This is a genomic window from Pseudomonas sp. NFX224 (assembly GCF_048565165.1).
Taxonomy (GTDB): Bacteria; Pseudomonadota; Gammaproteobacteria; order Pseudomonadales; family Pseudomonadaceae; genus Aquipseudomonas.
Map to the genome: position 1 here is coordinate 1,807,922 of NZ_CP183416.1, position 24,133 is coordinate 1,832,054.

21 protein-coding genes are annotated in these 24,133 nt (G+C 60.3%); 4 read left to right on the forward strand and 17 right to left on the reverse strand.

The window, feature by feature from the left end; all coding sequences use genetic code 11:
* Positions 1-40: 40 nt before the first annotated feature.
* Both tadA and ACNYC6_RS08145 read right to left on the reverse strand, forming a co-directional pair.
* Positions 41-538, reverse strand: a complete 498-nt coding sequence (gene tadA, locus ACNYC6_RS08140) for a tRNA adenosine(34) deaminase TadA (RefSeq protein WP_419711859.1) — start codon at positions 536-538, stop codon at positions 41-43.
* On the reverse strand, positions 538-1,914 hold the full coding sequence (locus ACNYC6_RS08145; RefSeq protein ID WP_419711860.1) for a multicopper oxidase family protein: 1,377 nt from the start codon (positions 1,912-1,914) through the stop codon (positions 538-540). The genes tadA and ACNYC6_RS08145 overlap by 1 nt, the downstream gene beginning before the upstream one ends.
* Positions 1,915-2,165: 251 nt before the next feature.
* Here ACNYC6_RS08145 and ACNYC6_RS08150 point away from each other — a divergent pair, with 251 nt between their 5' ends.
* Positions 2,166-5,123, forward strand: a complete 2,958-nt coding sequence (locus ACNYC6_RS08150; RefSeq protein ID WP_419711861.1) for a dermonecrotic toxin domain-containing protein — start codon at positions 2,166-2,168, stop codon at positions 5,121-5,123.
* A gap of 84 nt (positions 5,124-5,207) precedes the next feature.
* On the opposite strand, the gene guaA is transcribed toward ACNYC6_RS08150, so the two are convergent.
* The 8 genes from guaA to ACNYC6_RS08190 form a co-directional block, all read right to left on the reverse strand.
* Positions 5,208-6,785, reverse strand: coding sequence for a glutamine-hydrolyzing GMP synthase (guaA, locus tag ACNYC6_RS08155; protein ID WP_419711862.1), 1,578 nt, complete (start codon positions 6,783-6,785; stop codon positions 5,208-5,210).
* Between the two features lie 98 nt (positions 6,786-6,883).
* Positions 6,884-8,353, reverse strand: coding sequence for an IMP dehydrogenase (gene guaB / locus ACNYC6_RS08160; RefSeq protein WP_419711863.1), 1,470 nt, complete (start codon positions 8,351-8,353; stop codon positions 6,884-6,886).
* Between the two features lie 117 nt (positions 8,354-8,470).
* Positions 8,471-9,019, reverse strand: coding sequence for a sugar ABC transporter ATPase (locus ACNYC6_RS08165; RefSeq protein WP_419711864.1), 549 nt, complete (start codon positions 9,017-9,019; stop codon positions 8,471-8,473).
* A 172-nt stretch (positions 9,020-9,191) separates the two neighbouring features.
* Positions 9,192-10,373, reverse strand: a complete 1,182-nt coding sequence (purT, locus tag ACNYC6_RS08170; protein WP_150701974.1) for a formate-dependent phosphoribosylglycinamide formyltransferase — start codon at positions 10,371-10,373, stop codon at positions 9,192-9,194.
* 77 nt (positions 10,374-10,450) lie between these two features.
* Positions 10,451-10,918, reverse strand: coding sequence for a preQ0 transporter (locus ACNYC6_RS08175; RefSeq protein WP_419711865.1), 468 nt, complete (start codon positions 10,916-10,918; stop codon positions 10,451-10,453).
* A gap of 127 nt (positions 10,919-11,045) precedes the next feature.
* Positions 11,046-11,261, reverse strand: a complete 216-nt coding sequence (locus ACNYC6_RS08180) for a DUF1289 domain-containing protein (RefSeq protein ID WP_419711866.1) — start codon at positions 11,259-11,261, stop codon at positions 11,046-11,048.
* Entirely contained in the window at positions 11,258-11,782 is a 525-nt protein-coding gene (locus ACNYC6_RS08185; protein ID WP_419711867.1) for a gamma carbonic anhydrase family protein, read from the reverse strand. The genes ACNYC6_RS08180 and ACNYC6_RS08185 overlap by 4 nt, the downstream gene beginning before the upstream one ends.
* 54 nt (positions 11,783-11,836) lie before the next feature.
* Positions 11,837-12,436 carry a CoA pyrophosphatase gene (locus ACNYC6_RS08190; RefSeq protein ID WP_419711868.1) on the reverse strand — a complete coding sequence of 200 codons (600 nt, stop codon included), beginning with the start codon at positions 12,434-12,436 and terminating at the stop codon, positions 11,837-11,839.
* A gap of 147 nt (positions 12,437-12,583) precedes the next feature.
* On the opposite strand from ACNYC6_RS08190, the gene ACNYC6_RS08195 reads away from it, so the two are divergent.
* The gene (locus tag ACNYC6_RS08195; RefSeq protein WP_419711869.1) at positions 12,584-13,135 is read left to right on the forward strand and encodes an NUDIX hydrolase; all 552 of its coding nucleotides are present in this window, start codon (positions 12,584-12,586) and stop codon (positions 13,133-13,135) included.
* Positions 13,136-13,241: 106 nt separating this feature from the next.
* Entirely contained in the window at positions 13,242-13,745 is a 504-nt protein-coding gene (locus ACNYC6_RS08200; protein WP_419711870.1) for a L,D-transpeptidase family protein, read from the forward strand.
* Between the two features lie 139 nt (positions 13,746-13,884).
* Here ACNYC6_RS08200 and ACNYC6_RS08205 read toward each other — a convergent pair whose 3' ends face one another.
* Together ACNYC6_RS08205 and purL are read right to left on the reverse strand one after the other, a co-directional pair.
* The gene (locus tag ACNYC6_RS08205) at positions 13,885-14,196 is read right to left on the reverse strand and encodes an NGG1p interacting factor NIF3 (RefSeq protein ID WP_419712932.1); all 312 of its coding nucleotides are present in this window, start codon (positions 14,194-14,196) and stop codon (positions 13,885-13,887) included.
* Positions 14,197-14,201: 5 nt separating this feature from the next.
* Positions 14,202-18,098 carry a phosphoribosylformylglycinamidine synthase gene (gene purL / locus ACNYC6_RS08210; RefSeq protein ID WP_419711871.1) on the reverse strand — a complete coding sequence of 1,299 codons (3,897 nt, stop codon included), beginning with the start codon at positions 18,096-18,098 and terminating at the stop codon, positions 14,202-14,204.
* A gap of 285 nt (positions 18,099-18,383) precedes the next feature.
* Between purL and mltF the strand changes: the two genes are divergently transcribed.
* Positions 18,384-19,844, forward strand: a complete 1,461-nt coding sequence (gene mltF, locus ACNYC6_RS08215) for a membrane-bound lytic murein transglycosylase MltF (RefSeq protein ID WP_419711872.1) — start codon at positions 18,384-18,386, stop codon at positions 19,842-19,844.
* Positions 19,845-19,874: 30 nt separating this feature from the next.
* Here the strand turns inward: mltF and pdxJ are convergent, their stop codons facing one another.
* From pdxJ to lepB, 5 genes are all read right to left on the reverse strand, one after another.
* On the reverse strand, positions 19,875-20,621 hold the full coding sequence (gene pdxJ / locus ACNYC6_RS08220) for a pyridoxine 5'-phosphate synthase (RefSeq protein ID WP_419711873.1): 747 nt from the start codon (positions 20,619-20,621) through the stop codon (positions 19,875-19,877).
* A 50-nt stretch (positions 20,622-20,671) separates the two neighbouring features.
* Positions 20,672-21,355, reverse strand: coding sequence for a DNA repair protein RecO (recO, locus tag ACNYC6_RS08225; RefSeq protein ID WP_419711874.1), 684 nt, complete (start codon positions 21,353-21,355; stop codon positions 20,672-20,674).
* Between the two features lie 154 nt (positions 21,356-21,509).
* On the reverse strand, positions 21,510-22,412 hold the full coding sequence (era, locus tag ACNYC6_RS08230; protein WP_053162286.1) for a GTPase Era: 903 nt from the start codon (positions 22,410-22,412) through the stop codon (positions 21,510-21,512).
* Positions 22,405-23,094, reverse strand: coding sequence for a ribonuclease III (gene rnc, locus ACNYC6_RS08235; RefSeq protein WP_338584914.1), 690 nt, complete (start codon positions 23,092-23,094; stop codon positions 22,405-22,407). Before rnc ends, era begins: the two co-directional genes overlap by 8 nt.
* 184 nt (positions 23,095-23,278) lie before the next feature.
* Positions 23,279-24,133, reverse strand: coding sequence for a signal peptidase I (lepB, locus tag ACNYC6_RS08240; protein ID WP_419711875.1), 855 nt, complete (start codon positions 24,131-24,133; stop codon positions 23,279-23,281).

The window sequence follows — 24,133 nt, forward strand, 5'->3', positions numbered from 1 at the left end:
TGTAGGAGCGAGCCTGCTCGCTCCTACAGGGGTTCGGTGTTTAGTCTGAAGGCTTCGCGCGCCGCGCCTTGAAAAACTCGCTGAGCACCGCCCCACACTCCTCCGCCAACACTCCGCCTTCATACAGCACACGGTGATTCAAAAAGCCCTGGGTAAAAAACTGTCCCTGGCTCTGCACGATCCCCGCTTTCGGCTCCAGCGCGCCATACACCACCCGCGCGATCCGCGAATGCACGATCAACCCGGCGCACATGCTGCACGGTTCCAGCGTCACGTAGAGCGTACTGCCCGTCAGACGATAGTTGCTGACGGCCTGGGCGGCGGCGCGGATGGCGACCATCTCGGCATGGGCGCTTGGATCGTTGCCGCTGATCGGGCAATTGAAGCCGCGACCGATGATTTCACCGTCCTGGACCAGCACCGCGCCCACCGGCACTTCGCCGAGGGCCGCCCCTTGAGCTGCCAACGCCAGCGCTTCACGCATGAAGTCGCGGTCATGGCTGCGGTCGATGATCGCGGCGGGACGAATCTGACGCATCACGCCACCTCGATAGCGGCCATCAGGCCGGTTTCCATGTGATCGATCACGTGGCAGTGGAACATCCACACGCCGGGGTTATCCGCCACCAGCGCCACTTGCGCGCGCTCGTTCTTGCCCAGCAGATAGGTGTCGGTGAAATACGGAATGACTTTGTGCCGATTCGAGGCGATGACCTTGAAGCTCATGCCGTGCAGGTGAATCGGGTGCTGATACTGAGTCATGTTCTTCAATTCGAAAATGTAGCTCTTGCCCTTTTCGAGCTTGGCAATCGGCCGATCGGCGCAGGTCTTGTCGGTGATGTCCCAGGCCTTGCCGTTGATCTGCCACAGGCTCGGCGGCTTGCCGTTGTCGACATTGACCGACACCGAACCCACCCATTCGAAATTGAAGTTGAGTTTCTCGGCATTGGCCAGGTCCGGTTCGGCGACCGGGTTGGCGGGCAGCGCGGGTGGCCATTCGGTTGGCGCATCGGAATTGGCCACCGAACGGAACGTCCCCAGGCGCACCGGACCGTTGCGCAAGGACAACTCTTCACCGGCCGCCGGGGCCTTGATCGCCAGGCAAATGCGCATGCCGGGGCCAAGCCAGTATTCCTTGCCCAACGGGCGCGGTTCGACCGGGTTGCCGTCAAGCGCATAGATCTGCGCTTCGACGCCAGGAATGTTCAGGCGATAGGTCAGGGTATTGTCGAGGTTCAGTAGCCGTACCCGAGTGATTTGCCCGGCAGGCAAGTCAATGACTGGCAGCGGGACCCCGTTGATGGTCGACAGGCGCCCCGCCGTGCCACCACGGGCCGCTTCACGGGGAATGCTGAACTCGACGAAATTGCCTTGGTCATCGATGTGCCAGTTTTTCAGGCTCAAGGTCTTTTCGTACTTGAAACCGGTCGGCTCGCGCTCTTCGACAATCAATGGGCCGACCAGCCCGCGACCCAGTTCCTCGCTGCTGTTCACATGCGGGTGATACCAGTAGCTGCCGGCATCCGGCACACGGAATTTGTAATCGAAATACTCCCCCGGCAGCACCGGAAGTTGTGACACGTAAGGCACGCCGTCCATTTCCAGCGGCAGACGAATGCCGTGCCAGTGAATGGTGGTCGCCACCGGCAGGTGGTTGATGAAACGCACCCGCAGCCACTCGCCCTGGCGCACCCGCAACTCGGTGCCCGGCGCCGACGGACCGAACGCCCAGGCCGGGGTCTTGTGCCCCGCCACCAGTTCGACATCCAGCGGCGCCGCGATCAGCTCATAGTCGTGGCCCGCTTCGGCGTCAGCCCGCTTGCCCAGCCAGTATCGCGACGCGCCCCCCGCACCGACACCAACGACAACAAGACCGGCCAGGCCACCGAGGATTTGGCGACGGGTAAACGACATGGACTCAACTACCTCACGTATCAGCGACAGGCCCGGGGCCTGCAAAAGGCGAATACGATACACCCGCAATTGTGAAAGAAACAGCAAAGCGTCGGTGACCGACGGCCGCAGACCGGTGTTAACGCGGGTCTACTTCCTACAGCCTTGGTCTATGTATCCCCGCCACCAACCGCCATGGTTCCTACAGATCCAGCTGTAGTCCGTGCGGCATAGTGCCCCCTTCAACCCATCCATTTCTCAAGGAGAGAGACGTGAATTCCTATGATACAAATAGCCAATTCCCACTTCCCAGCCTCGACGACCTGCGCGCCCTCAAGGATCTGGTGATTCCCTTTGTAGAAGCCTGCCCGGACATGCAGGACATGGCTTATCGAGAGGCCCAGGGCATTCTCGATCAATACGGCATCCGCCACATCGACCCGGATCAGGTCTGGTGGCACCGTTTCGACAACACCTCGGTCACCAGCAACAAGGCCTTCCTGTTCTGGGAGCACTATCCCAAACCCATTGAATCGCTGACCCTGCCGCAATTGGTGGTCCAGCGTTTTCATGGCCACGACCAGGACAACCCCGATCTGCTGGACAGCGATGGCGGATTCTACGGCGAAGGGGCGAACGCACGGATCTACAACGAAACCAACGAAGTCAAAATGCGCCCGAGCCAGGTCATCAAGGACCTGTGGCGCATCAACTTCCATGACCGCTACTGGGAGAAAATGGATGAGTTCTGGCAAAAACACACGGATGACTACCGAACCCTGACCAAGCTCAATTTCATCGCCAAGGCCCTGGAGGAACACGACGGCTCGCGACTGAACAATGAAAACCTCAAGACCGTGCTCAAGGCCGTGGCCGGGAATATCGCCTGGCCGATTACCCTGGACATGCTCAAGGGGGAAGCCGCCGCCGTCGAAGGCTTGCGAGTTGCCCCGCTGTACATCGGCATCTATCGCGCAACCGATATCCTGCGCATCATCGACCGCCACGGCCGGCAGATTCTCTACACGCCAGGCGAACTGGACGCCTTCCATGTCTTCGAAACGTCCCACGACCTGCACTGGTGGCTGCTCTGCCAGAACAACCACGCGGACAACCGGGCACGTTTCATGACGCACTTTCCCTTGTCAGCCCAACAACAGGATTCGGATAATATCGGCCTCAACAACACCCTGGACCTGCTCTATGTCACCTGGGGTAAATACGACAGCAGCCTGTTCGACCAGGATGCGCCCGATATCACGATCGATGCCTTCACCTGGGTTGGCGCCTCGGTCATGGAGCGCATGTTCAGCGACGCCGAACTATCACTGCGTTCCAATGCCGACTTGCGGGAAAAAATGTGGATCGGTTACCTGAGCACCGTCACTCGCCTCTTCGGGGCCATGGCGGTTGCCGGTTGGCCGATTGCCCTGGCAGCGGTCGGGGCCGGGATTGCCAACATCGGACTGAACATCGATCAGGCAGTCAATGGCATGAATGCCCAAGACCGCAAGGCCGGGGTTCTCAGCGCTGTTTTCAGCAGCATCAACACGGTGTTCAACGCCCTCGCATTGGGCGGAGCCGCCGAACTGGCCGAAATCCAGGAAGCCAAAACAGAGTTCACTGCGCAGGACAATCTCCCGCCGGAAAAGGAGTACCCGACCGAGGCCGTGCCGAAAATCGAGCTGGCGGCACCAGGTCGTACCTATGTTCCCAAACCTGAAGGCCCGCTGACCCCGTTCGAAACCAATGAAGTGCTCGACGGCCTGGACGTCGTGGCGCAGGAGGGCAAGTTTCGCAACATCTACAAGTCGCCTACCGGCGGCAACTACATCCGGATCGATGACATTTACTACCAGGTCCGCTACGTCAACGATATGCACAGTTGGTTCATCATCGACCCTGTCAACCCGTTCTCCTTCCACCGCAACTTGCCGGTCCGGCTGAACGCCGAGGGTGAATGGGTCCCCATGACACGGCCCGGGCTGCGGGGTGGCGGAAAAATTTTCGGCGACTTGCCTTGGGGACGCAGGCCAGACCCCCTGCCCGATATCGCCACGCCCATGACCCCGTATGACATGCCCCTGCACTTGCGCGCCGAGCTCAAACCCTACGTCACCGACGCTAACTCAACCCGTGAGCTCAGCGATGATTACGACGATATCTTCAATCCGGACGGCGCCGTGAAGCGCTTCAAGACCCTGAGGAAGAGCCTGTATCAGGACGCAACGAACTTCTACCAGAACCACCCGCCACTCCCTGCCAGGCCGGACATTCCGCTGTTCAGCCCCGCAACCCGGCCCAAGACCATCATCAAGGCGCTGCTAAAGGAATCACCCGGGATAGTGATTGGTGAAAGTCACTCCAGCATTGGTAGCAAACAGTTCCTGATCGAGAACATGGCGATTCTCAGGAAGCAGAACGTCAACACCCTGTACATGGAACATCTGCTCACCGATTTTCACCAGGTCGACCTGGATGTCTTCAACCGAGGCGGCCCGCTCTCAGAGGATCTGGAGCACTATCTCACGAACCTCGATCAAGGCTATGGGATCGATCCATCGAGTCGCTTCACCTTTCTGAACGTGGTCAAGACCGCACAGAAAAACCACATCCGCGTGCAGGCTATCGACTGTGCCGGCAGTTATCGCGTCGACGGCATGCACCAGGTCGCCCCCTACCACCGCCAGACCATGATGAATTACTTCGCCAGGACCGTTATCAGGGGCGATCAAGCCGTCAGGGGCTCACATCGCTGGGTGGCGCTGGTTGGCAATACCCACGCCAATACCTTCAACGGTGTCGCCGGTATCAGTGAACTGGAGGGCGCTGTCGGCCTGCGGGTAAAAAGCGCCGATTTCGCTCAGCCGACCACCATCAAACACGATCCGGGGGAAACCGGAACCAGCGGCCTTGACGGTACGGAAGAGACGGTCAAGAACGACTGGCTCCTGCAATTGGAATCGCCCGAACTGGCCCGGGAGCAAGTGCTGGAGACGGCGCTCAGCAAGTCCGGCATGATCACCCTCGACACGTATGGCAACCAGTTTCGACTGGTTCACCGTAGCCGGAGCGGCCTGCTGGCCATCACCCCGGTACATGCGGACGCCACCGGTTTCTACTTCACCCGGCCGCAATGGGGCAGCATCAGCGGCAAACGATTCGCCAGCCTGGCCGATCTCAGAGCAGCACTCGAGCGCAACGGTTTGAAACTCACGCGCATCCCCTGAAATAGACAAAAGCCCCCGATCTCGCGATCGGGGGCTTTTCTTGCCACTATCGTTGCGGGCCTGAATGCTCAGGCCCGATCACGATCATTCCCACTCAATGGTCGCTGGCGGCTTGCTCGACACGTCGTAAGTGACGCGGGAGATGCCTTCGATTTCATTGATGATGCGGCCGGAAACGGTTTCCAGCAGTTCGTAAGGCAGGTGTGCCCAACGTGCGGTCATGAAGTCGATGGTTTCCACAGCACGCAGGGCCACGACCCAGGCGTAACGACGGCCGTCGCCGACCACGCCAACCGATTTCACCGGCTGGAACACCACGAATGCCTGGCTGACCTTGTGGTACCAGTCGGCTTTACGCAGTTCTTCGATGAAGATGTGGTCGGCGCGACGCAGCAGGTCGGCGTACTCCTTCTTCACTTCACCGAGGATGCGCACGCCCAGGCCCGGGCCCGGGAACGGGTGGCGGTAGACCATATCGTACGGCAGGCCCAGTTCCAGACCCAGACGACGGACTTCGTCCTTGAACAGCTCGCGCAGTGGCTCAACCAGCTTGAGGTTCATTTCTTCCGGCAGGCCGCCCACGTTGTGGTGCGACTTGATCACGTGGGCCTTGCCGCTTTTCGCGCCAGCCGACTCGATCACGTCCGGGTAGATGGTGCCTTGGGCCAGGTACTTGATGTTGTCCAGTTTGTTGGACTGGGCATCGAACACGTCGATGAAGGTACGGCCGATGATCTTGCGCTTCTTCTCCGGGTCGGCTTCGCCGGCCAGGTTGTTGAGGAACTGGTCCTCGGCGTTGGCGCGGATCACCTTGACGCCCATGTTCTCGGCGAACATGGCCATCACTTGCTCACCTTCGTGCAGGCGCAACAGGCCGTTGTCGACGAACACGCAGGTCAGCTGGTCGCCGATGGCTTTGTGCAGCAGCGCGGCAACCACGGACGAGTCCACACCACCGGACAGGCCGAGCAGGACGTTGTCGGTGCCGACCTGGGCGCGAACCTGGGCGATGGCGTCTTCAGCGATTTTCGACGGGGTCCACAGGGCTTCACACTCGCAGATGTCGAGGATGAAGCGCGACAGGATGCGACCGCCCTGCTTGGTGTGGGTCACTTCCGGGTGGAACTGCACGCCGTAGTAGCGACGCTCGTCGCTGAACATGCCGGCGATCGGGCAGCTCGGGGTGCTGGCCAGGATGTGGAAATCTTCCGGCATCTTGGTGACCTTGTCACCGTGGCTCATCCACACGTCGAGGCCGAACAGGCCGTCGGCGTCGATGTGGTCTTCGATGCCGTCGAGCAGAAGGCTCTTGCCGACCACGTCTACGCGGGCATAACCAAACTCACGCAGCTCGGAACCTTCAACCTTGCCCCCCAGTTGCTCGGCCATGGTCTGCATGCCGTAGCAGATACCGAAGACCGGTACACCCAGGTCGAAGACTGCTTGCGGGCAGCGCGGGCTGTTGGCTTCGTGAACAGACTCCGGGCCGCCAGCAAGGATGACGCCTTTAGGAGCGAACTCGCGAATCGCATCTTCGTCCATGTCGAACGGGTGCAGTTCGCAGTACACGCCGATTTCACGCACGCGGCGGGCGATCAGCTGGGTGTACTGGGAACCGAAGTCGAGGATCAGGATGCGGTGGGCGTGAATGTCGAGGGCCATGATTCAGTCTCGTCTAAAAAATTCGGAAACAGTCGTGATTCAGAAACAACTCGGGGCTGAATAAAACAGCCCCGGTCGTTAACTTTTTGCTAGAAGGCTCAACCTACGCGGTAGTTTGGCGCTTCCTTGGTGATCTGCACGTCGTGAACGTGGGACTCGGCCATACCAGCGCCGGTGATCCGTACGAACTCAGGCTTGGTGCGCATTTCTTCGATGTTGGCGCTACCGGTGTAGCCCATCGAGGAACGCAGGCCGCCCATCAGTTGGTGGATGATCGCGCTCAGGGTGCCTTTATAAGGAACACGGCCTTCGATGCCTTCCGGAACCAGCTTCTCGGCGCCTGCCGAGGAATCCTGGAAGTAACGGTCGGAGGAACCTTGAGCCTGGGACATGGCGCCCAGCGAACCCATGCCGCGGTAAGCCTTGTACGAACGACCCTGGAACAGTTCGATCTCGCCCGGCGCTTCTTCAGTACCGGCAAACATCGAGCCCATCATCACGCAGGAAGCACCGGCAACGATGGCCTTGGACAGGTCACCGGAGAAACGGATGCCGCCGTCGGCGATCAACGGTACGCCAGTGCCTTCAAGGGCAGCGGCAACGTTGGCGATGGCACTGATTTGCGGGACGCCGACACCGGCGACGATACGGGTGGTGCAGATCGAGCCAGGGCCGATACCGACCTTGACGGCGTCAGCGCCCGCTTCGGCCAGGGCCTTGGCTGCTGCGCCGGTGGCGATGTTGCCGCCGATCACCTGCACTTCAGGGAAATTCTGTTTGACCCAGCGAACGCGGTCGATCACGCCTTTGGAGTGACCGTGAGCGGTGTCGACCACCACCACGTCAACGCCGGCGTTGACCAGGGCTGCAACGCGATCGCCGGTATCTTTACCGGTGCCGACGGCAGCGCCCACGCGCAGACGACCTTGATCGTCCTTGCTGGCCAGCGGGTAAGCCTTGGCTTTTTCGATGTCGTTGACGGTCATCATGCCCTTGAGGGTGAATTTGTCGTCGACGATCAGCACGCGCTCGATGCGGTGCTTGTGCAGCAGTTCACGCACATCGTTCTTGTCGGCGCCTTCCTTGACCGTGACCAAACGCTCTTTAGGCGTCATCACTTCACGGACAGTGGCTTCCAGACGGTTCTCGAAACGCACGTCACGGGAGGTGACAATGCCGACCAGGTCGCCATTGTGCAGCACCGGAACGCCGGAGATGTTGTGCATGCGGGTCAGTTCGAACAGTTCGCGCACGGTAGCGTCGGCGTCGATGGTGATCGGATCCTTGACCACACCGGCTTCATAACGCTTGACCTTGCGGACTTCGGCAGCTTGCTGCTCGATGGTCATGTTCTTGTGGATAATGCCGATACCACCTTCCTGAGCCATGGCAATTGCCAGACGGGCTTCAGTGACGGTGTCCATGGCGGCGGAAACCAGTGGAATATTCAGCTCGATGCCACGGGTAAGGCGGGTCTTGAGACTGACTTCGTTAGGAAGCACCTCGGAATAACCGGGCACTAGGAGAATGTCGTCGAATGTCAGAGCTTCTTGGCTGATACGCAGCATCGCGGGGGCTCCCGAGCGGGAAAATGGAAGCGCGCCATTATAGTCAGACACCCCCTCGGGTTCAATGTAAAACTCTGCCTATTATCGATGTTACAGATATACGGGAGAATACGGCGTTCAGAGTTCGACTTTGACCCAACTGACCGGCTGATCCAGCCAATCGGCAATTTCATCGAGGAAGCTCTGTTTGAACCCGGCCTCGGCCCAGTTGTTGAAGATGAAACCGAGGTTGGAGAAGCCGCATTCCTGCAAAAACAGAAAACCGTTGATGTCGTCTTCATGCCCGCATTCCGGGCAGGTGAAGTTGTCGGTGCGCCCGGGCATCCAGTCTTCAAGGCTTTCGAACAGGGCTTCGCCAATTTCCTTGCGGCACTCGGCGCAGCCCGCTTCCTCAAGGAAGCCCTTGGCCGGCGTGTAGATGCAGCGCTTGGTGACGATTTCCAGGCCATTGACCGGTTCGCCGAACGGCAGGGCCTCCGGATGCAGGACCACCGCGCGCGCGCCGTCGCCGATGGCGTGGGCCATGCGATTGCCGGTGCGACCGCAGGTGGTCAGTTCTTCCTGGATGATGTTCTTGCGCACCAGCCAACGCACGATCGCCCGGGCCCGGGGCTCATGCACCGGCAGCGTGGAAATTTTCGGGACGATGATGCTTTGCGAATTCATGGGGTACAGGCCTGAAGAATGACCTGTAGGAGCGAGCCTGCTCGCGATGGTCGTAAACGATAACGCGGGGAATCTGGTTCCCCGCGGTGTTCTTGAACCCATCGCGAGCAGGCTCGCTCCTACAGTGAAATGTGGCGAGCCTATAGAAGGTATAGGCCCGCCATAGCTGTTTTTACAGTTCTACGACCACCGCCTGCGAAGCACGGGTCGCCTTGGCACGGGCGGCTTCGATCGACTCGTCGCGGGCCAGTGCCACGCCCATGCGGCGCTGGCCGTTGACTTCAGGCTTGCCGAACAGGCGCAACGCCGTATCCGGCTCGCTCAAGGCAGCGCCCAGGTTGGCGAAAGCGGTCTGGGTCGACTGACCTTCCACCAGGATCACCGCCGAAGCCGAAGGCCCGAACTGACGGATCAACGGAATCGGCAAGCCCAGAATCGCACGAGCGTGCAGTGCAAATTGCGACAGGTCCTGGGAAATCAACGTCACCAGACCGGTGTCATGCGGGCGCGGCGAAACTTCGCTGAACCACACCTGATCGCCCTTGATGAACAACTCGACGCCGAACAGACCACGACCACCCAAGGCTTCGGTCACGGCTTTGGCAACGCGCTCGGACTCGGCCAAGGCAATCGGGCTCATGGCTTGCGGCTGCCAGGACTCCTGATAGTCGCCCTTCTCCTGACGGTGACCGACCGGCGCGCAGAACGTAGTGCCGCCGACGTGGCGCACGGTCAGCAGGGTAATTTCGTAGTCGAAATCGATGAAGCCTTCGATGATCACGCGGCCTTTACCGGCGCGGCCACCTTCCTGTGCGTAATCCCAGGCTGTCTTCACGTCATCGGCGCTGCGCAGCAGGCTCTGGCCTTTGCCCGACGAACTCATGACCGGCTTGACGACACACGGGAAACCGAGGTCTTCAACGGCCTTGCTGTAGTCCTCGAAGGTGTCGGCAAAGTGATACGGCGAGGTCGGCAGGTCCAGCTCTTCGGCGGCCAGGCGACGGATGCCTTCGCGGTTCATGGTCAGCTGCGCGGCGCGGGCGGTCGGGATCACGGTGAAGCCTTCGGCTTCCAGCTCAACCAGCGTCGCGGTGGCGATGGCTTCGATTTCCGGCACGATGAAGTGCGGCTTCTCGGCTTCGATCACGGCACGCAAGGCCGCACCGTCGAGCATGTTGATCACGTGGCTGCGGTGCGCCACCTGCATGGCCGGCGCGTTGGCGTAGCGGTCCACGGCAATCACTTCAACGCCCAGACGTTGCAGCTCGATCACCACTTCCTTGCCCAATTCACCACAGCCACACATCAATACGCGGGTCGCGGTGGGCGACAATGGGGTTCCGATACGGGTCATCTGAAGGTCCTCAAGGAGCGGATCATCGAGGGAAGCACGCTTCCCATGGGGAGAAAGCGCGGCATTTTACATGAACTTCAGCCGACGACAGCCTGTTTGCGCAGACGCCAGGCCATGATCAGCCATACAGCGGTCACACCAGCGAACTTCGAGCCGAGTGCGGTGATGACCACAGCCGGCGTCAGTGCGTCGATCATGCCGAAAAAGATAACGGTGTCGAGTGGAATGCTCAACGCCGAACTTATCCACAGACGGTCGTGCAGCGGGCGTTTAGTGATGCTGAACACCAGCCAGTCGATGCACTCGGACACCGCGAACGCCGTGGCGCTGGCCAGGGCGATCGACGGATCGGACGTGACATAAGACAGCACCAGTGCCACCAGCATCGCCGCAATCGCGCCGTGGCCGAAGCGGGTTTGCACCATATCGCGCAGGATGAATACCAGCCCGCCCCAGGCCGACCAGATGATGTCCAGGTGCGGGGCGGTGGAAAAGGCGAAGTTGATCAGCACGACGCTGCTGATGTAGGCGATCAAGAAGAGCATGGGCGGAAAGGTACCTGTCAATTTGCCGCACAGAATACTGTAGGAGCGAGCTCGCACGCATGGGAATGCGGTCGACTGTGTGCGAGCCTGCTCGCGATAAAGTGCGCAGCACTTTCCAAGAGACGGCTCAGGCGCCTGGGGTTTTACCGATCATCCACACCAACCCACTGGCTTTGGCCCGCTCATGACACAACCCCAGCACCTTGCGGCGCTCGGCGTTGTCCATGCGGCTCCAGCGGGTGATTTCTTCCACCGTGCGTTGGCAACCGGTGCAGATGTCATCGTCATCCAGCGCACAAATGCTCACGCAGGGTGATGCGACCGGGCGTTCTGGCGCGCTCATTCTGCTTGCTCGGCCAGATCGCGGGCGTAGCGCTGCGAGTTATGCACATAGTGAGCGGCACTGGCTTCCAGCATTTTTTTCTGCGGCTCGGTCAGTTCGCGCACCACTTTGCCCGGCGAACCCATGACCAGTGAACCGTCCGGAATCTCTTTACCTTCGCCGATCAATGAATTCGCACCGATGATGCAGTTCTTGCCGATCTTCGCGCCGTTGAGGATCACCGCGTTGATCCCGATCAGGCTGTAGTCGCCCACGGTGCAGCCGTGGAGCATGGCGTTGTGGCCAATGGTCACGCCGGTGCCGATGGTCAGCGGGTAGCCCATGTCGGTGTGCATCACGGTGCCGTCCTGCACATTGCTGTTCTTGCCGATCAGGATCAACTCGTTGTCGCCGCGCAGCACGGCGTTGAACCAGACGTTGGCGCCCTCTTCCAGCTTGACCTTGCCCACCAGCACGGCATTGGGGGCGACCCAGCTCTGTGGGTGGGTTTCGACACGGGCGTCGCCCAGACGGTATTTCATCGTGATTTTCCTCAGGGCTCAGGCAGCCGCAAATTCAGCCATTCGAACGATGGCTCAGGTATTGATAAAGCTTTTGGGTGGCTGGTGCAGGCTGATTTTCGCGTCATAAAGCAGATTGATCAACTCGACGACCATGATCGCCGTCAGGCCCCAGATCTTGTACTCGCCGTAGCGGTAGCTCGGCACGTACCAGCTGCGGCCCTGATAATCGATGCGATGGGTGTGCTCACGCGGGTCTTTGCGGAAGAATTCCAGCGGAACGCTGAACACCGCGGCGATCTCGGCATCATTGGCCCGGTATTCGACGAAATCCGGAATCACGCCGACATAAGGCGTGACCTTGATGCCGTGCAGGGAGATCAGCGGGCTGAGCGGGCCGATCACCTCGACCAATCCCGGCGGCAGGCCAATCTCTTCTTCGGCTTCGCGCAGGGCGGTGAAAATCAGGTCCGGGTCTTCGGGGTCACGGCGTCCACCGGGGAAGGCGACTTCGCCGCCATGGGTCGAGAGCCCGCTGGCACGCAGGGTCAACACCAGTTCCGGTTCGTCACTGCGGGTGATGGGCACCAATACGGCGGCCTCGGGGAAACGGCAGTCGGTCTCCAGCGTGCGCGGTGTGTGGTTGCTTACCCGATGCAGTAGCTCGTCCAGCATGAGTGTTCTCGATCTGTGCCTTACCCGGCATCATGCACCAATCGCTGCGACCGCCCAACCCCCGCAACAATCCCATGTCGCGAAACGACAACTTGCCGACAGACACCGCCGCACGCCAAGATAGGCGCAGCATTCAGGAACCCAAGCATGAAATTTTGCAGCCAGTGCGGCAACCCGGTGACCCAACGCATTCCCGAAGGCGATTCACGCCTGCGTTTTGTCTGCGACAGCTGTCACGCCATTCATTACCAGAACCCCAATATCGTCGCCGGCTGCGTCGCGACCTGGGGCACCAAGGTCTTGCTCTGCCGCCGCGCGATAGAGCCGCGCCTGGGCTACTGGACCCTGCCCGCCGGCTTCATGGAGAACGGTGAAACCATCGAGCAGGCGGCCATTCGCGAAACGTCCGAGGAAGCCTGCGCCCGGGTGCGCAACCTGAGCATCTATACGCTGATCGATGTGCCGCACATCAGCCAGGTGCATGTGTTCTTCCGCGCCGAACTGGCGGACCTGGACTTTGCCGCCGGCGTAGAGAGCCTGGAAGTGCAACTATTCGACGAAGCGGACATTCCGTGGGACGAGCTGGCTTTCCGCACGGTGGGCCGTACCTTAGAATGCTTCTTCGCTGACCGGCGGACCGAGGTCTACCCCGTGCGGTCCGAATCGATCCCGCCGCTGACGTCACCTGCGATCACTTGATGCCTCTTTATCATCGGTAGGCAATGACAGATCGCAGCCTTCGGCAGCGCCCACAAAAACACCTATAAATATATATAGTCGCGACACCTCCTGGGGAATCGTTTCAATGCGCTGGTTGCTTGCCCTGTTCTGTTTGTCGTTCGTAGCGGTGTCCCAGGCTTCAGCCGTGGGATCGCTCGACGGCAAGGTCATCGAGAAAGTCCTGGTTCTCAAGTCTTCCCATCAATTGCAATTGATCAATGACGGCAAGCCGATCAAGACCTATCGCATTTCCCTGGGCAAACGCCCCAAGGGACATAAGCTGATGGAAGGCGATAAACGCACGCCGGAAGGCTTCTATTGGCTCGACTGGCGCAAGACCAGTGAAAAATTCAATCTGGCGATGCACATTTCCTACCCGAACATCAGCGATTCCGCCCGCTCACGGCGTGAAGGCGTCGATCCCGGCGGCATGATCATGATCCATGGCACCCCGGACACCGAAGACAATCCTGAGCAACTGTTCCACACCCTGGACTGGACCGACGGCTGCATCGCCATGCGCAACATGGACATGCGCGAAGTCTGGAACCTGGTGCCGGACGGCACGATGATCGAAATCCGCCCGTAATTCCCTACGAGCATTGATCGCCCTCGAAAAATAAATTCAAAAGATCGCAGCCTGCGTCAGCGCCGACAGAGGAATTCAAGACAACAAAAAACCCGCTGAAATCACTTTCAGCGGGTTTCTCATTTCAGCAGCCAGAGAATCAGAAATCCTCCAGCCGCCACACTTCATAAGCCGGTGTCTCGTAGGGGTGGCTCTGTTTGAGAGCCGCCACCACCGCGCGAATCAACTCATCGACCACCACAAGCTCAACTTTCCATTCCTCGACCTGCTCGACCTGCCCTGCCTCGCCGATGAACGGCTGACTGCCGTCCAGTGGGCGAAACTGACCCAGGCCCAGCACCTGCCACGCGCAGTGGTCGTAAGCACCGATCCGCCCGCCACCGGCAGCGAATACGGCACTTTTGACCACGTCGACATGACTGTCGGAAACGAAGAAGCTGAGCTTGTACACGGCTATCAGTTCACCCACACCCGAGCATTACGGAACATGCGCATCAGCGGTGCATCTTCGTTCCACTCATCCGAACGCCACGAGTTCTGCACAGCGCGGAACACTCGCTCCGGGTGCGGCATCATGATCGTTACGCGACCGTCGCGACTGGTCAAACCGGTGATCCCGCGCGGCGAGCCGTTCGGGTTGGCCGGGTAGCTCTCGGTGACCTTGCCGTGGTTGTCGACGAAACGCATCGCCACGCAACCGGACAGGTCGGCTTCCAGCAACGCTTCTTCGCTGGAGAACTCGGCATGACCTTCGCCGTGGGCAATGGCGATCGGCATACGCGAACCGGCCATGCCTTGCAGGAAGATCGAGTTCGATTCCTGGATCTGCACCATCGCAACGCGGGCTTCGAACTGCTCGGAACGGTTACGCACGAAGTGCGGCCAGAACTCGCTGCCCGGGATCAGCTCGTGCAGGTTGGACATCATCTGGCAACCGTTGCACACGCCGAGAGTGAAGCTGTCGTTGCGCTCGAAGAAACCCTGGAACGCATCGCGGGCACGGCTGTTGAACAGTGCCGATTTTGCCCAGCCTTCACCGGCACCCAATACGTCGCCGTAGGAGAAACCGCCGCAAGCGACCATGCCCTTGAACGCGTTCAAGTCGACACGGCCGGCCAGAATGTCGCTCATGTGCACGTCGATCGCGTTGAAACCGGCGCGGTCGAACGCAGCGGCCATTTCCACCTGACCGTTGACGCCCTGCTCGCGCAGTACGGCAACCTGCGGGCGAATGCCTTTCTTGATGTACGGTGCGGCCACGTCCTGGTTGACGTCGTAGCTGAGCTTGACGCTCAGGCCCGGGTTGTCTTCTTCCAGCAGAACGTCGAACTCCTGATCGGCGCAGTCGGCGTTGTCACGCAGACGCTGGATCTGGTAGCTGGTCTCGGCCCACTGGCGCTGCAGCAGACGACGCTGGCCTTCGAACACGGTGTCACCGTTGAAGGTGATGTTGATCTCGCCGTTGTTGATCGGCTGGCCGATCACCGACACGCAGTCGCCCAGGCCCGCAGCGCTGAACTGCGCGAGGATGTCCGGTGTGGCGTCCTGGCGAACCTGGATCACGGCACCCAGTTCTTCGTTGAACAGGATGGCGGCGATGTCGGCGGAAGTTTCTGCCAGACCGTCGAGGTTCAGGCTCAGGCCGCAGTGACCGGCGAAGGCCATCTCGACAACGCTGGTCAGCAGACCGCCGTCGGAACGGTCGTGGTAAGCCAGCAGGTGACCGTCGGCGTTCAGACCCTGGATCACGGCGAAGAACGCCTTCAGGTCTTCGGCGTCATCGACGTCCGGAGCCTGCTTGCCGAGCTTGCCGTGAACCTGCGCGAGGATCGAGGCGCCCATGCGGTTCTGGCCGCGACCGAGGTCGATCAGAATCAAGTCGGTGGTGCCCTTGTCCATGCGCAGTTGCGGAGTCAGGGTCTGACGGATGTCAGTCACTGGCGCGAAACCGGTCACGATCAACGACATTGGCGAAGTCACGGACTTGTCCACGCCTTCATCGTTCCAACGGGTGGCCATGGACATCGAGTCCTTACCCACCGGAATGGTGATGCCCAGCTCTGGACACAGCTCCATGCCGACCGCTTTCACGGTGTCGTACAGACGTGCGTCTTCGCCCGGGTGACCGGCCGCCGACATCCAGTTCGCCGACAACTTGATGTCGGAGATCTTGCCGATGCGCGAGGCAGCGATGTTGGTCAGGGTTTCGCCGATGGCCATGCGGCCCGACGCCGGAGCGTCCAGCAGTGCCAGCGGAGTACGCTCGCCCATTGCCATGGCTTCACCGGTGTAAACGTCGAAGCTGGTGGCGGTGACGGCAACGTCGGCCACCGGAACCTGCCATGGGCCGACCATTTGGTCACGGGCCACGAGGCCGGTGATGGTGCGGTCGCCGATGGTGATCAGGAAGCTCTTGCTGGCCACGGCCGGGTGATGGAGAACGCGCTCGACACAGTTCGCGATGTCGAGGGTCGACGGATCGAAATCGTCGCCCAGTTCGTTTTCACGAACCACCGAACGGTGCATGCGTGGAGCCTTGCCCAGCAGCACTTCCAGTGGCATGTCCACCGGGCTGTTGCCGAAGTGGCTGTCGGTCACTGTCAGTTGCGGTTCGGCAGTGGCTTCACCAACTACGGCAAACGGGCAACGCTCACGCTCACAGATCGCCTTGAAGCGTTCGAAATCAGCCGGGCCGACGGCCAGAACGTAACGTTCCTGGGATTCGTTGGACCAGATTTCGTGCGGGGCCATGCCCGGCTCGTCGTTTGGAATGTTGCGCAGCTCGAAACGGCCACCACGGTCGCCGTCATTGACCAGTTCCGGGAAGGCGTTGGACAGACCGCCCGCACCCACGTCGTGAATGAAGCTGATCGGGTTCTTGTCGCCCAGTTGCCAGCAACGGTCGATGACTTCCTGGCAGCGACGTTCCATTTCCGGGTTTTCGCGCTGTACAGATGCGAAGTCCAGGTCCGCCGAGCTGGTGCCGGTGGCCATGGAGGAAGCCGCACCGCCGCCCAGGCCGATCAACATTGCCGGGCCGCCGAGTACGATCAGCTTGGAGCCGACCAGGATCTCGCCTTTCTTGACGTGTTCTTCACGGATGTTGCCCATGCCGCCAGCCAGCATGATCGGCTTGTGGTAACCGCGAACTTCCTCACCGTGCGGGGTGGTGATCGACTGTTCGAAGGTACGGAAGTAGCCGGTCAGGGCCGGACGACCGAACTCGTTGTTGAACGCAGCGCCGCCGAGCGGGCCTTCGATCATGATGTCCAGCGCGGTAACGATGCGCTCAGGCTTGCCGTATGGCACTTCCCACGGCTGTTCGAAGCCCGGGATCTGCAGGTTCGACACGGTGAAACCGGTCAGGCCAGCCTTTGGCTTGGCGCCACGGCCGGTTGCGCCTTCGTCACGGATCTCGCCACCGGAACCGGTGGATGCGCCCGGGAACGGGGCAATCGCGGTCGGGTGGTTGTGCGTCTCGACTTTCATCAGGATGTGCACCGGTTCCTGCACCGCACCGTACTGGCGGGTTTCAGGGTCCGGGAAGAAACGACCGGCCACGGAGCCGACGATCACCGAAGCGTTGTCCTTATAAGCCGACAGAACGCCTTCGCTGTGCATCACGTAGGTGTTCTTGATCATGCCGAACAGGCTTTTTTCCTGGCTCTCGCCGTCGATGTCCCAACTGGCGTTGAAGATCTTGTGACGGCAGTGCTCGGAGTTCGCCTGGGCGAACATCATCAGTTCGATGTCGTGCGGGTTGCGCTTCAAGCCGACGAAGGCGTTGACCAGGTAATCGATCTCGTCTTCCGCCAGGGCCAGGCCCAGCTCGGTGTTGGCTTTTTCCAGCGCGGCGCGGCCGCCACCCAACACGTCGATCGCGGTCAGGGGTTTTGGCTCGGCGTGGCTGAACAGGCCGGCGGCCTGTTCGAGGTTGCCCAGGACGATCTGGGTCATGCGGTCGTGCAGCGCATCAGAGATCAGTTGCGCTTGAGCATCGCTGAACTGGCCGGCCACGTAGAACGCAATGCCGCGTTCCAGGCGCTGGATCTTGGTCAGACCGCAGTTGCGAGCGATGTCGCTGGCCTTGCTCGACCATGGCGAGATGGTGCCGAAACGCGGCAACACCAGGAACAGACGACCGGTCGGTTCCTGGACCGGAACGCTTGGACCGTACTTCAGAAGGCGCGCAAGCACCTGCTGTTCGTCGCCGGTCAGGACGCCGGTAACTTCGGCGAAGTGAGCGAATTCAGCATACAGGCCACTGACAGCCGGGACCTTCTGGCTCAGTTGCTCAAGGAGCTTACTGTGGCGAAAGGCAGAAAGGGCAGGAGCGCCGCGCAGGATCAACATCTTCGGGACAGCCTCGGGAAGGGGTGTGCTTTGAGGCCGTGCATTCTAGCCTAAACAGCCCGCGACATCACCCGAAACGCTACGCACGGTTGCACTCGGGTGCCAATCTGTGTTTCCGACTCGAAAGTCAGGTTAATCGGGCGTGTGTCGATCGCTTATTTTTACTGTAACAAAGTGCGGGAAAGGCCCATTCCTGCTGGGTTTCGCTCGGTTTTGTGATCTCTAGCAGACAACCCCTTCGCTGTCGAGATATGGCGCCCGTGGTCCTTTGCGTATACTGCGCAAATGTTTTTCCCAACGGCTTTGCGTCCGCGGTACGCCAAATGGCTGATCGCAACCGGACTCTTCCTGGTGCTCATTGGCTGTGTTGATAAACCCAACACGCTGGAGCGCGTAAAGGAGGATGGCGTGCTGCGGGTGGTCACCCGAAACAGCCCCGCTACCTACTTTCAGGATCGCAACGGTGAAACCGGCTTCGAATACGAGCTGGTGAAGCGCTTCGCCGACGATCTGGGAGTCGAGCTGAAGATCGAGACCGCCGATAACCTCGACGACTTGTACAATCAGATAGGCAAACCGAATGGCCCGGTGCTGGCGGCTGCCGGACTGGTCAGCAGTGACGACCGCAAGAAACAGGTGCGCTTCTCCCACTCCTATCTGGAAGTCACCCCGCAGATCATCTACCGCAACGGCCAGTCGCGCCCCACCGACGCGAAAGACCTGGTGGGCAAGAAGATCATGGTGCTCAAGGGCAGCACCCACGCCGGGCAACTGGCGGAGCTGAAGCAGAAATTCCCCGGCATCGACTACGAAGAGTCCGACCAGGTTGAAGTGGTCGACCTGTTGCGCATGGTCGACGAAGGCCAGATCGACCTGACCCTGGTCGACTCCAATGAAGTCGCGATGAACCAGGTGTACTTCACCAACATCCGCGTCGCCTTCGACCTCGGTGACGCCAACAATCAGAGCTGGGCGGTGGCGGCAGGCGACGACAATAGCCTGCTCAACGAGATCAACGACTACCTCGACAAGGTCAAGAAGAACGGCACCCTGCAACGGCTCAAGGACCGTTACTACGGACACGTCGACGTCCTCGGCTACATGGGCGCCACCACTTTCGCCCAGCATTTGCAGCAACGCCTGCCCAAGTACGAGAAGCACTTCAAGGCCTACGCCAAGATTGAAAAGGTCGATTGGCGCCTGCTGGCCGCCGTCGGTTATCAGGAATCCCTGTGGCAACCGGCCGTGACCTCGAAGACCGGTGTGCGCGGCCTGATGATGCTGACCCAGAACACCGCGCAGGCGATGGGCGTGTCCAACCGTCTCGATCCCAAGCAGAGCATCATGGGCGGCGCCAAGTACCTGGCTTATATGAAGGAACAACTGGACGACTCGATCCAGGAACCGGATCGCACCTGGTTTGCACTCGCCGCCTATAACGTCGGCAGCGGCCATCTGGATGACGCGCGCAAACTGGCGGCCAAGGAAGGGTTGAACCCCGACAAGTGGCTGGACGTGAAGAAGATCCTGCCGCGCCTGTCCGAGAAGAAGTGGTACAGCAAGACCCGTTATGGCTACGCCCGGGGCGGCGAGCCGGTGCATTTCGTGGCGAACATCCGTCGCTACTACGACATCCTGACCTGGGTCACGCAGCCGCAGTTGGAGGGCGATCAGGTCGCCGAGGGCAAACTGCTTGTTCCGGGGATCGACAAGAGCAAGCCGGCGCAGGAGCCTGCGCCGCTCTAGTAAACACCCACAGTGGTTTTGTGTTGGCTTTTAAGCCTTGGCAGCCGCCGCCAGAATCAACGCCTTCATCTCCGACACCGCCGACTTGAAGCCCACGAACAACGCATGGGCCACCAGCGCATGGCCGATGTTCAACTCATTGATGCCTTTGATCGCCGCCACGGCTTCAACGTTGTGGTAGTGCAGACCATGGCCGGCATTGACGATCAGCCCCTGGGCCAGACCGAACGCTACGCCATCCGCTACGCGCTTGAGTTCTTCAGCCACTTCAGTCGGCGTCTCTGCATCGGCGTAACGACCGGTGTGCAACTCGATGGCTGGCGCGCCAACACGGCGTGAGGCCTCAATCTGCCGTTCGTCGGCATCGATAAACAGCGACACTTCAGAGCCGAGCTTCGACAGGCGTTCCACCGCGGCCTTGATCCGCGCTTCCTGCCCCGCTACGTCCAGGCCGCCTTCGGTGGTCAGCTCCTGACGGGTTTCCGGCACCAGGCAAATGTGCGCCGGGCGAATACGCTCGGCGAACTGCATCATCTCTTCGGTGACGCCCATTTCGAAGTTCATGCGGGTTTGCAGCACATCCTTGAGCACCAGAACATCGCGCTCCTGAATGTGCCGACGGTCTTCGCGCAGGTGCACGGTGATGCCATCGGCGCCCGCCTCTTCCGCATCCAGTGCTGCCTTGACCGGGTCCGGGTAGCGAGTGCCCCGGGCCTGACGCAGGGTGGCAACGTGGTCGATGTTCACGCCAAGAAGAATGCGGGTGCTGGTGGTCACGGAAAGCGCTCCAGAAGAAGAGAAAGTTCGGTGCACAGCATACGGGGAGACTACGGCTTGCGAAACAACTCGCGACTGACCAGGGGACGACCGCCCAAGTGAACAGCCAGCGCCTGACGCATCAAGCGCTTGGCCGCAGACAACGCGCCCGGTGCGCTCCAGTCCGCTTCGGCCATGGCCAGCAGCTCGGTGCCATTGAACAGTCCCGGTTGCAGCAGGTAGACCCGTTCCAGCCCTGCATCGACTTGCAAGCGGTAGAGGCCGTCCGGTGCGATGGGTTCGCCGTGGATATCGGCGCTCAGGGAGAAACCGTAACCGAGGTCATCGAGCAGCCGCCATTCAAACGAACGCAACAACGGCTCCAGCGGACGACCTTCAGCCAGCGCCAGCAAGGTCGCCGCGTAGTGATCGAATACACCGGGATGAGGATCTTCGGCGGGCAACAGGCGAATCAGCAGTTCATTGAGATAGAGACCACTGAACAGCGCCTCACCATTGAGCCAGGTGGACACACCGGCACTCTCCATGCGCCCGACATTCTTCAGCTCGCCACGCCCACGGAACTCCACTTCCAACGGCACGAACGGCCGCGCCAGCGTCCCGGCCTTGCCGCGCGCACTGCGCAACACCGCCCTCAGCCGCCCTTGCGGCGTGAGGAAGTCCACCAAGGCGCTACTTTCGCGGTAGGCGCGGGAGTGCAGGACGTAGCCGGGTTGGGCGATGGGTTGGGACATGAAATTCTCAATGAAGGAGCGCGTTTTTTTCAGGCGCCCCAAAACCAATGTGGGAGCGAGCCTGCTCGCGATAGCGGTCTGTCAGTCAACATGGATGTTGAATATCAGGCCCTCATCGCGAGCAGGCTCGCTCCCACAGTAGATCTATGTTGGCTTACAAGTCGCCATAGCCCAACGAACGCAATGCACGCTCGTCATCGGACCAGCCACCCTTAACCTTGACCCACAGGTTGAGCATGATTTTGGAGTCGAACAACAGCTCCATGTCCTTGCGCGCTTCGGTGCCGATGCGCTTGATGCGCTCGCCCTTGTCGCCAATGATGATTTTCTTCTGGCCGTCACGCTCGACGAGGATCAAGGCATGGATGTGCAGGGTCTTGCCCTGCTGCTTGAACTCTTCGATTTCGACGGTGATCTGGTACGGCAGCTCGGCGCCCATCTGGCGCATGATTTTCTCGCGCACCAGCTCGGCGGCGAGGAAGCGGCTGCTGCGGTCGGTGATCTGGTCTTCCGGGAAGAAGTGATCGTTTTCCGGCAGGTGATCGGCGATCACCCGCTCCAGCGCATCGAGGTTATGCCCGTGCTGCGCGGAAATCGGAATGATCTGCGCGTTCGGCAGCTGTTCCTGCAACCAGGAAAGGTGCGGCATCAGCTCGGCCTTGTCTTCGATGCGGTCGGTCTTGTTCAGCGCGACGATCAACGGACCGGTCACGTACTGCACACGCTCGAGCACCATCTGGTCTTCTTCGGTCCACTTGGTGCGGTCGACCACGAAGATCACCACGTCGACGTCTTTCAACGCCGCCGAAGCGGTCTTGTTCATGTAGCGGTTCAGCGCCTTCTCGCCACCCTTGTGCATGCCCGGGGTGTCGACGTAGATCGCCTGCACATCGCCCTCGGTCTTGATACCGAGCATGTTGTGGCGGGTGGTTTGCGGTTTGCGCGAAGTGATCGCCAGTTTCTGGCCGAGGATGTGGTTCAGCAGCGTGGACTTGCCCACGTTCGGACGGCCGACGATGGCAACATAGCCACAGCGAGTTGCGTTTGTATCAGTCATTGCCATTCTCCACACCCAGGGCAATCAGTGCTGCGGCGGCCGCTACCTGTTCGGCAATACGACGACTCACACCCTGACCTCGGCTTTTTTCATTCAGTAAGATGATTTCGCATTCGACGAAGAACGTCCGGCAATGCGGCTCACCCTGGATATCCACCACTTCGTAACGCGGCAGCTCGCAACCACGGGACTGCAGGAACTCCTGCAGGCGGGTTTTCGGATCTTTGTTGGTGTCGACCAGTGTCAGGCCTTCGAACTCTCCAGCCAGCCAGGCCAGCACACGCTCGCGTGCCACTTCCATGCCGGCATCGAGATAGATCGCACCAATCAGCGCTTCAAGGGCATCGGCCAGAATCGACTCGCGACGGAAACCGCCGCTTTTCAACTCGCCGGACCCCAGGCGCAGGTAATCGCCCAGGTCGAAACCACGGGCCAGTACGGCCAGGGTCTCACCTTTCACCAAGCGTGCGCGCAAACGCGACAACTGGCCTTCGCGGGCCAGCGGGAAGCGATCGAACAGCGCCTCGCCGGCGACGAAGTTGAGGATGGCGTCACCGAGGAATTCCAGGCGTTCGTTGTTACGCCCGGCAAAACTGCGGTGAGTCAGGGCCAGGACCATCAGTTCCTGATCCTTGAAGGTGTAGCCGAGCTGACGCTCTAGACGGCTTAGGGAGACGCTCACGGTTTACCCACGCTGAGTTCGTGGTTGGATTCCACCGCCACCGCCGGGATTCGGCGCAGGCTTGGGACAATTAACGCTGTGTTCAAAAATAACGTCCTGAATATCATTGTTTTCATGCATTTGGCGCCGATTGTGCCGGCTCCAGAAATGCATTCGGCGCTGTGTTCAACAGCGCCGTGTTTGATTACTTGATCAGGCCAACCCGCGAGAAATTCGGCAGGTGACTGAGTTTGGGTTCCGGCCAGCTCATCCAGACCGCAAAGGCCTTGCCGACGATATTCTTGTCGGGAACCATGCCCAGCAGGTCCTTGGGAATGCTCGGATCATCCCAGTAGCGACTGTCGTTCGAGTTGTCGCGGTTGTCGCCCATCATGAAGTAGTGCCCGGCCGGCACGGTCCACGAACGGTCCGGCGTTGCCCGGTAGCGGCTCATTTCCTTGCGGATCAGGTGCTCGGCGACACCGAGTTTTTCCTTGTAGAGCTCGGCGCTGCCCAGCGTGCCCGGCTCGGAGCCGACCAGTTGCTCGGCAATCGACTCACCGTTGACGAGCAGACGCTTGTCGGCGGTGTACCGCACCGTGTCGCCCGGAAGGCCCACCACACGTTTAATGTAGTTGACGTTCGGATCGCTCGGGTAACGGAACACCATCACATCACCGCGTTGCGGCTCACCGACTTCGATGATTTTCTTGTCGATCACCGGCAGGCGGATCCCGTAAGAAAACTTGCTCACCAGAATGAAGTCGCCGACATCCAGGGTCGGTTTCATCGAGCCGGATGGAATCTGGAACGGCTCCACCAGGAACGAACGCAGCACCAGCACGATAAACAACACCGGGAAGAACGACTTGCCGTATTCAACCAGCAGCGGTTCTTTGTTCAGCTTCTCGACCACCACCATATCAGGCTGGCTGACGCTGCCCTGATAGGAGGCGATGGCGGCACGCCGACGCGGCGCCAGGATCAACAGATCGAGCAACGCCAACAGGCCGCAGACGAACACGGCGATGACCAGCAACAGCGGGAAATTTAGTGACAT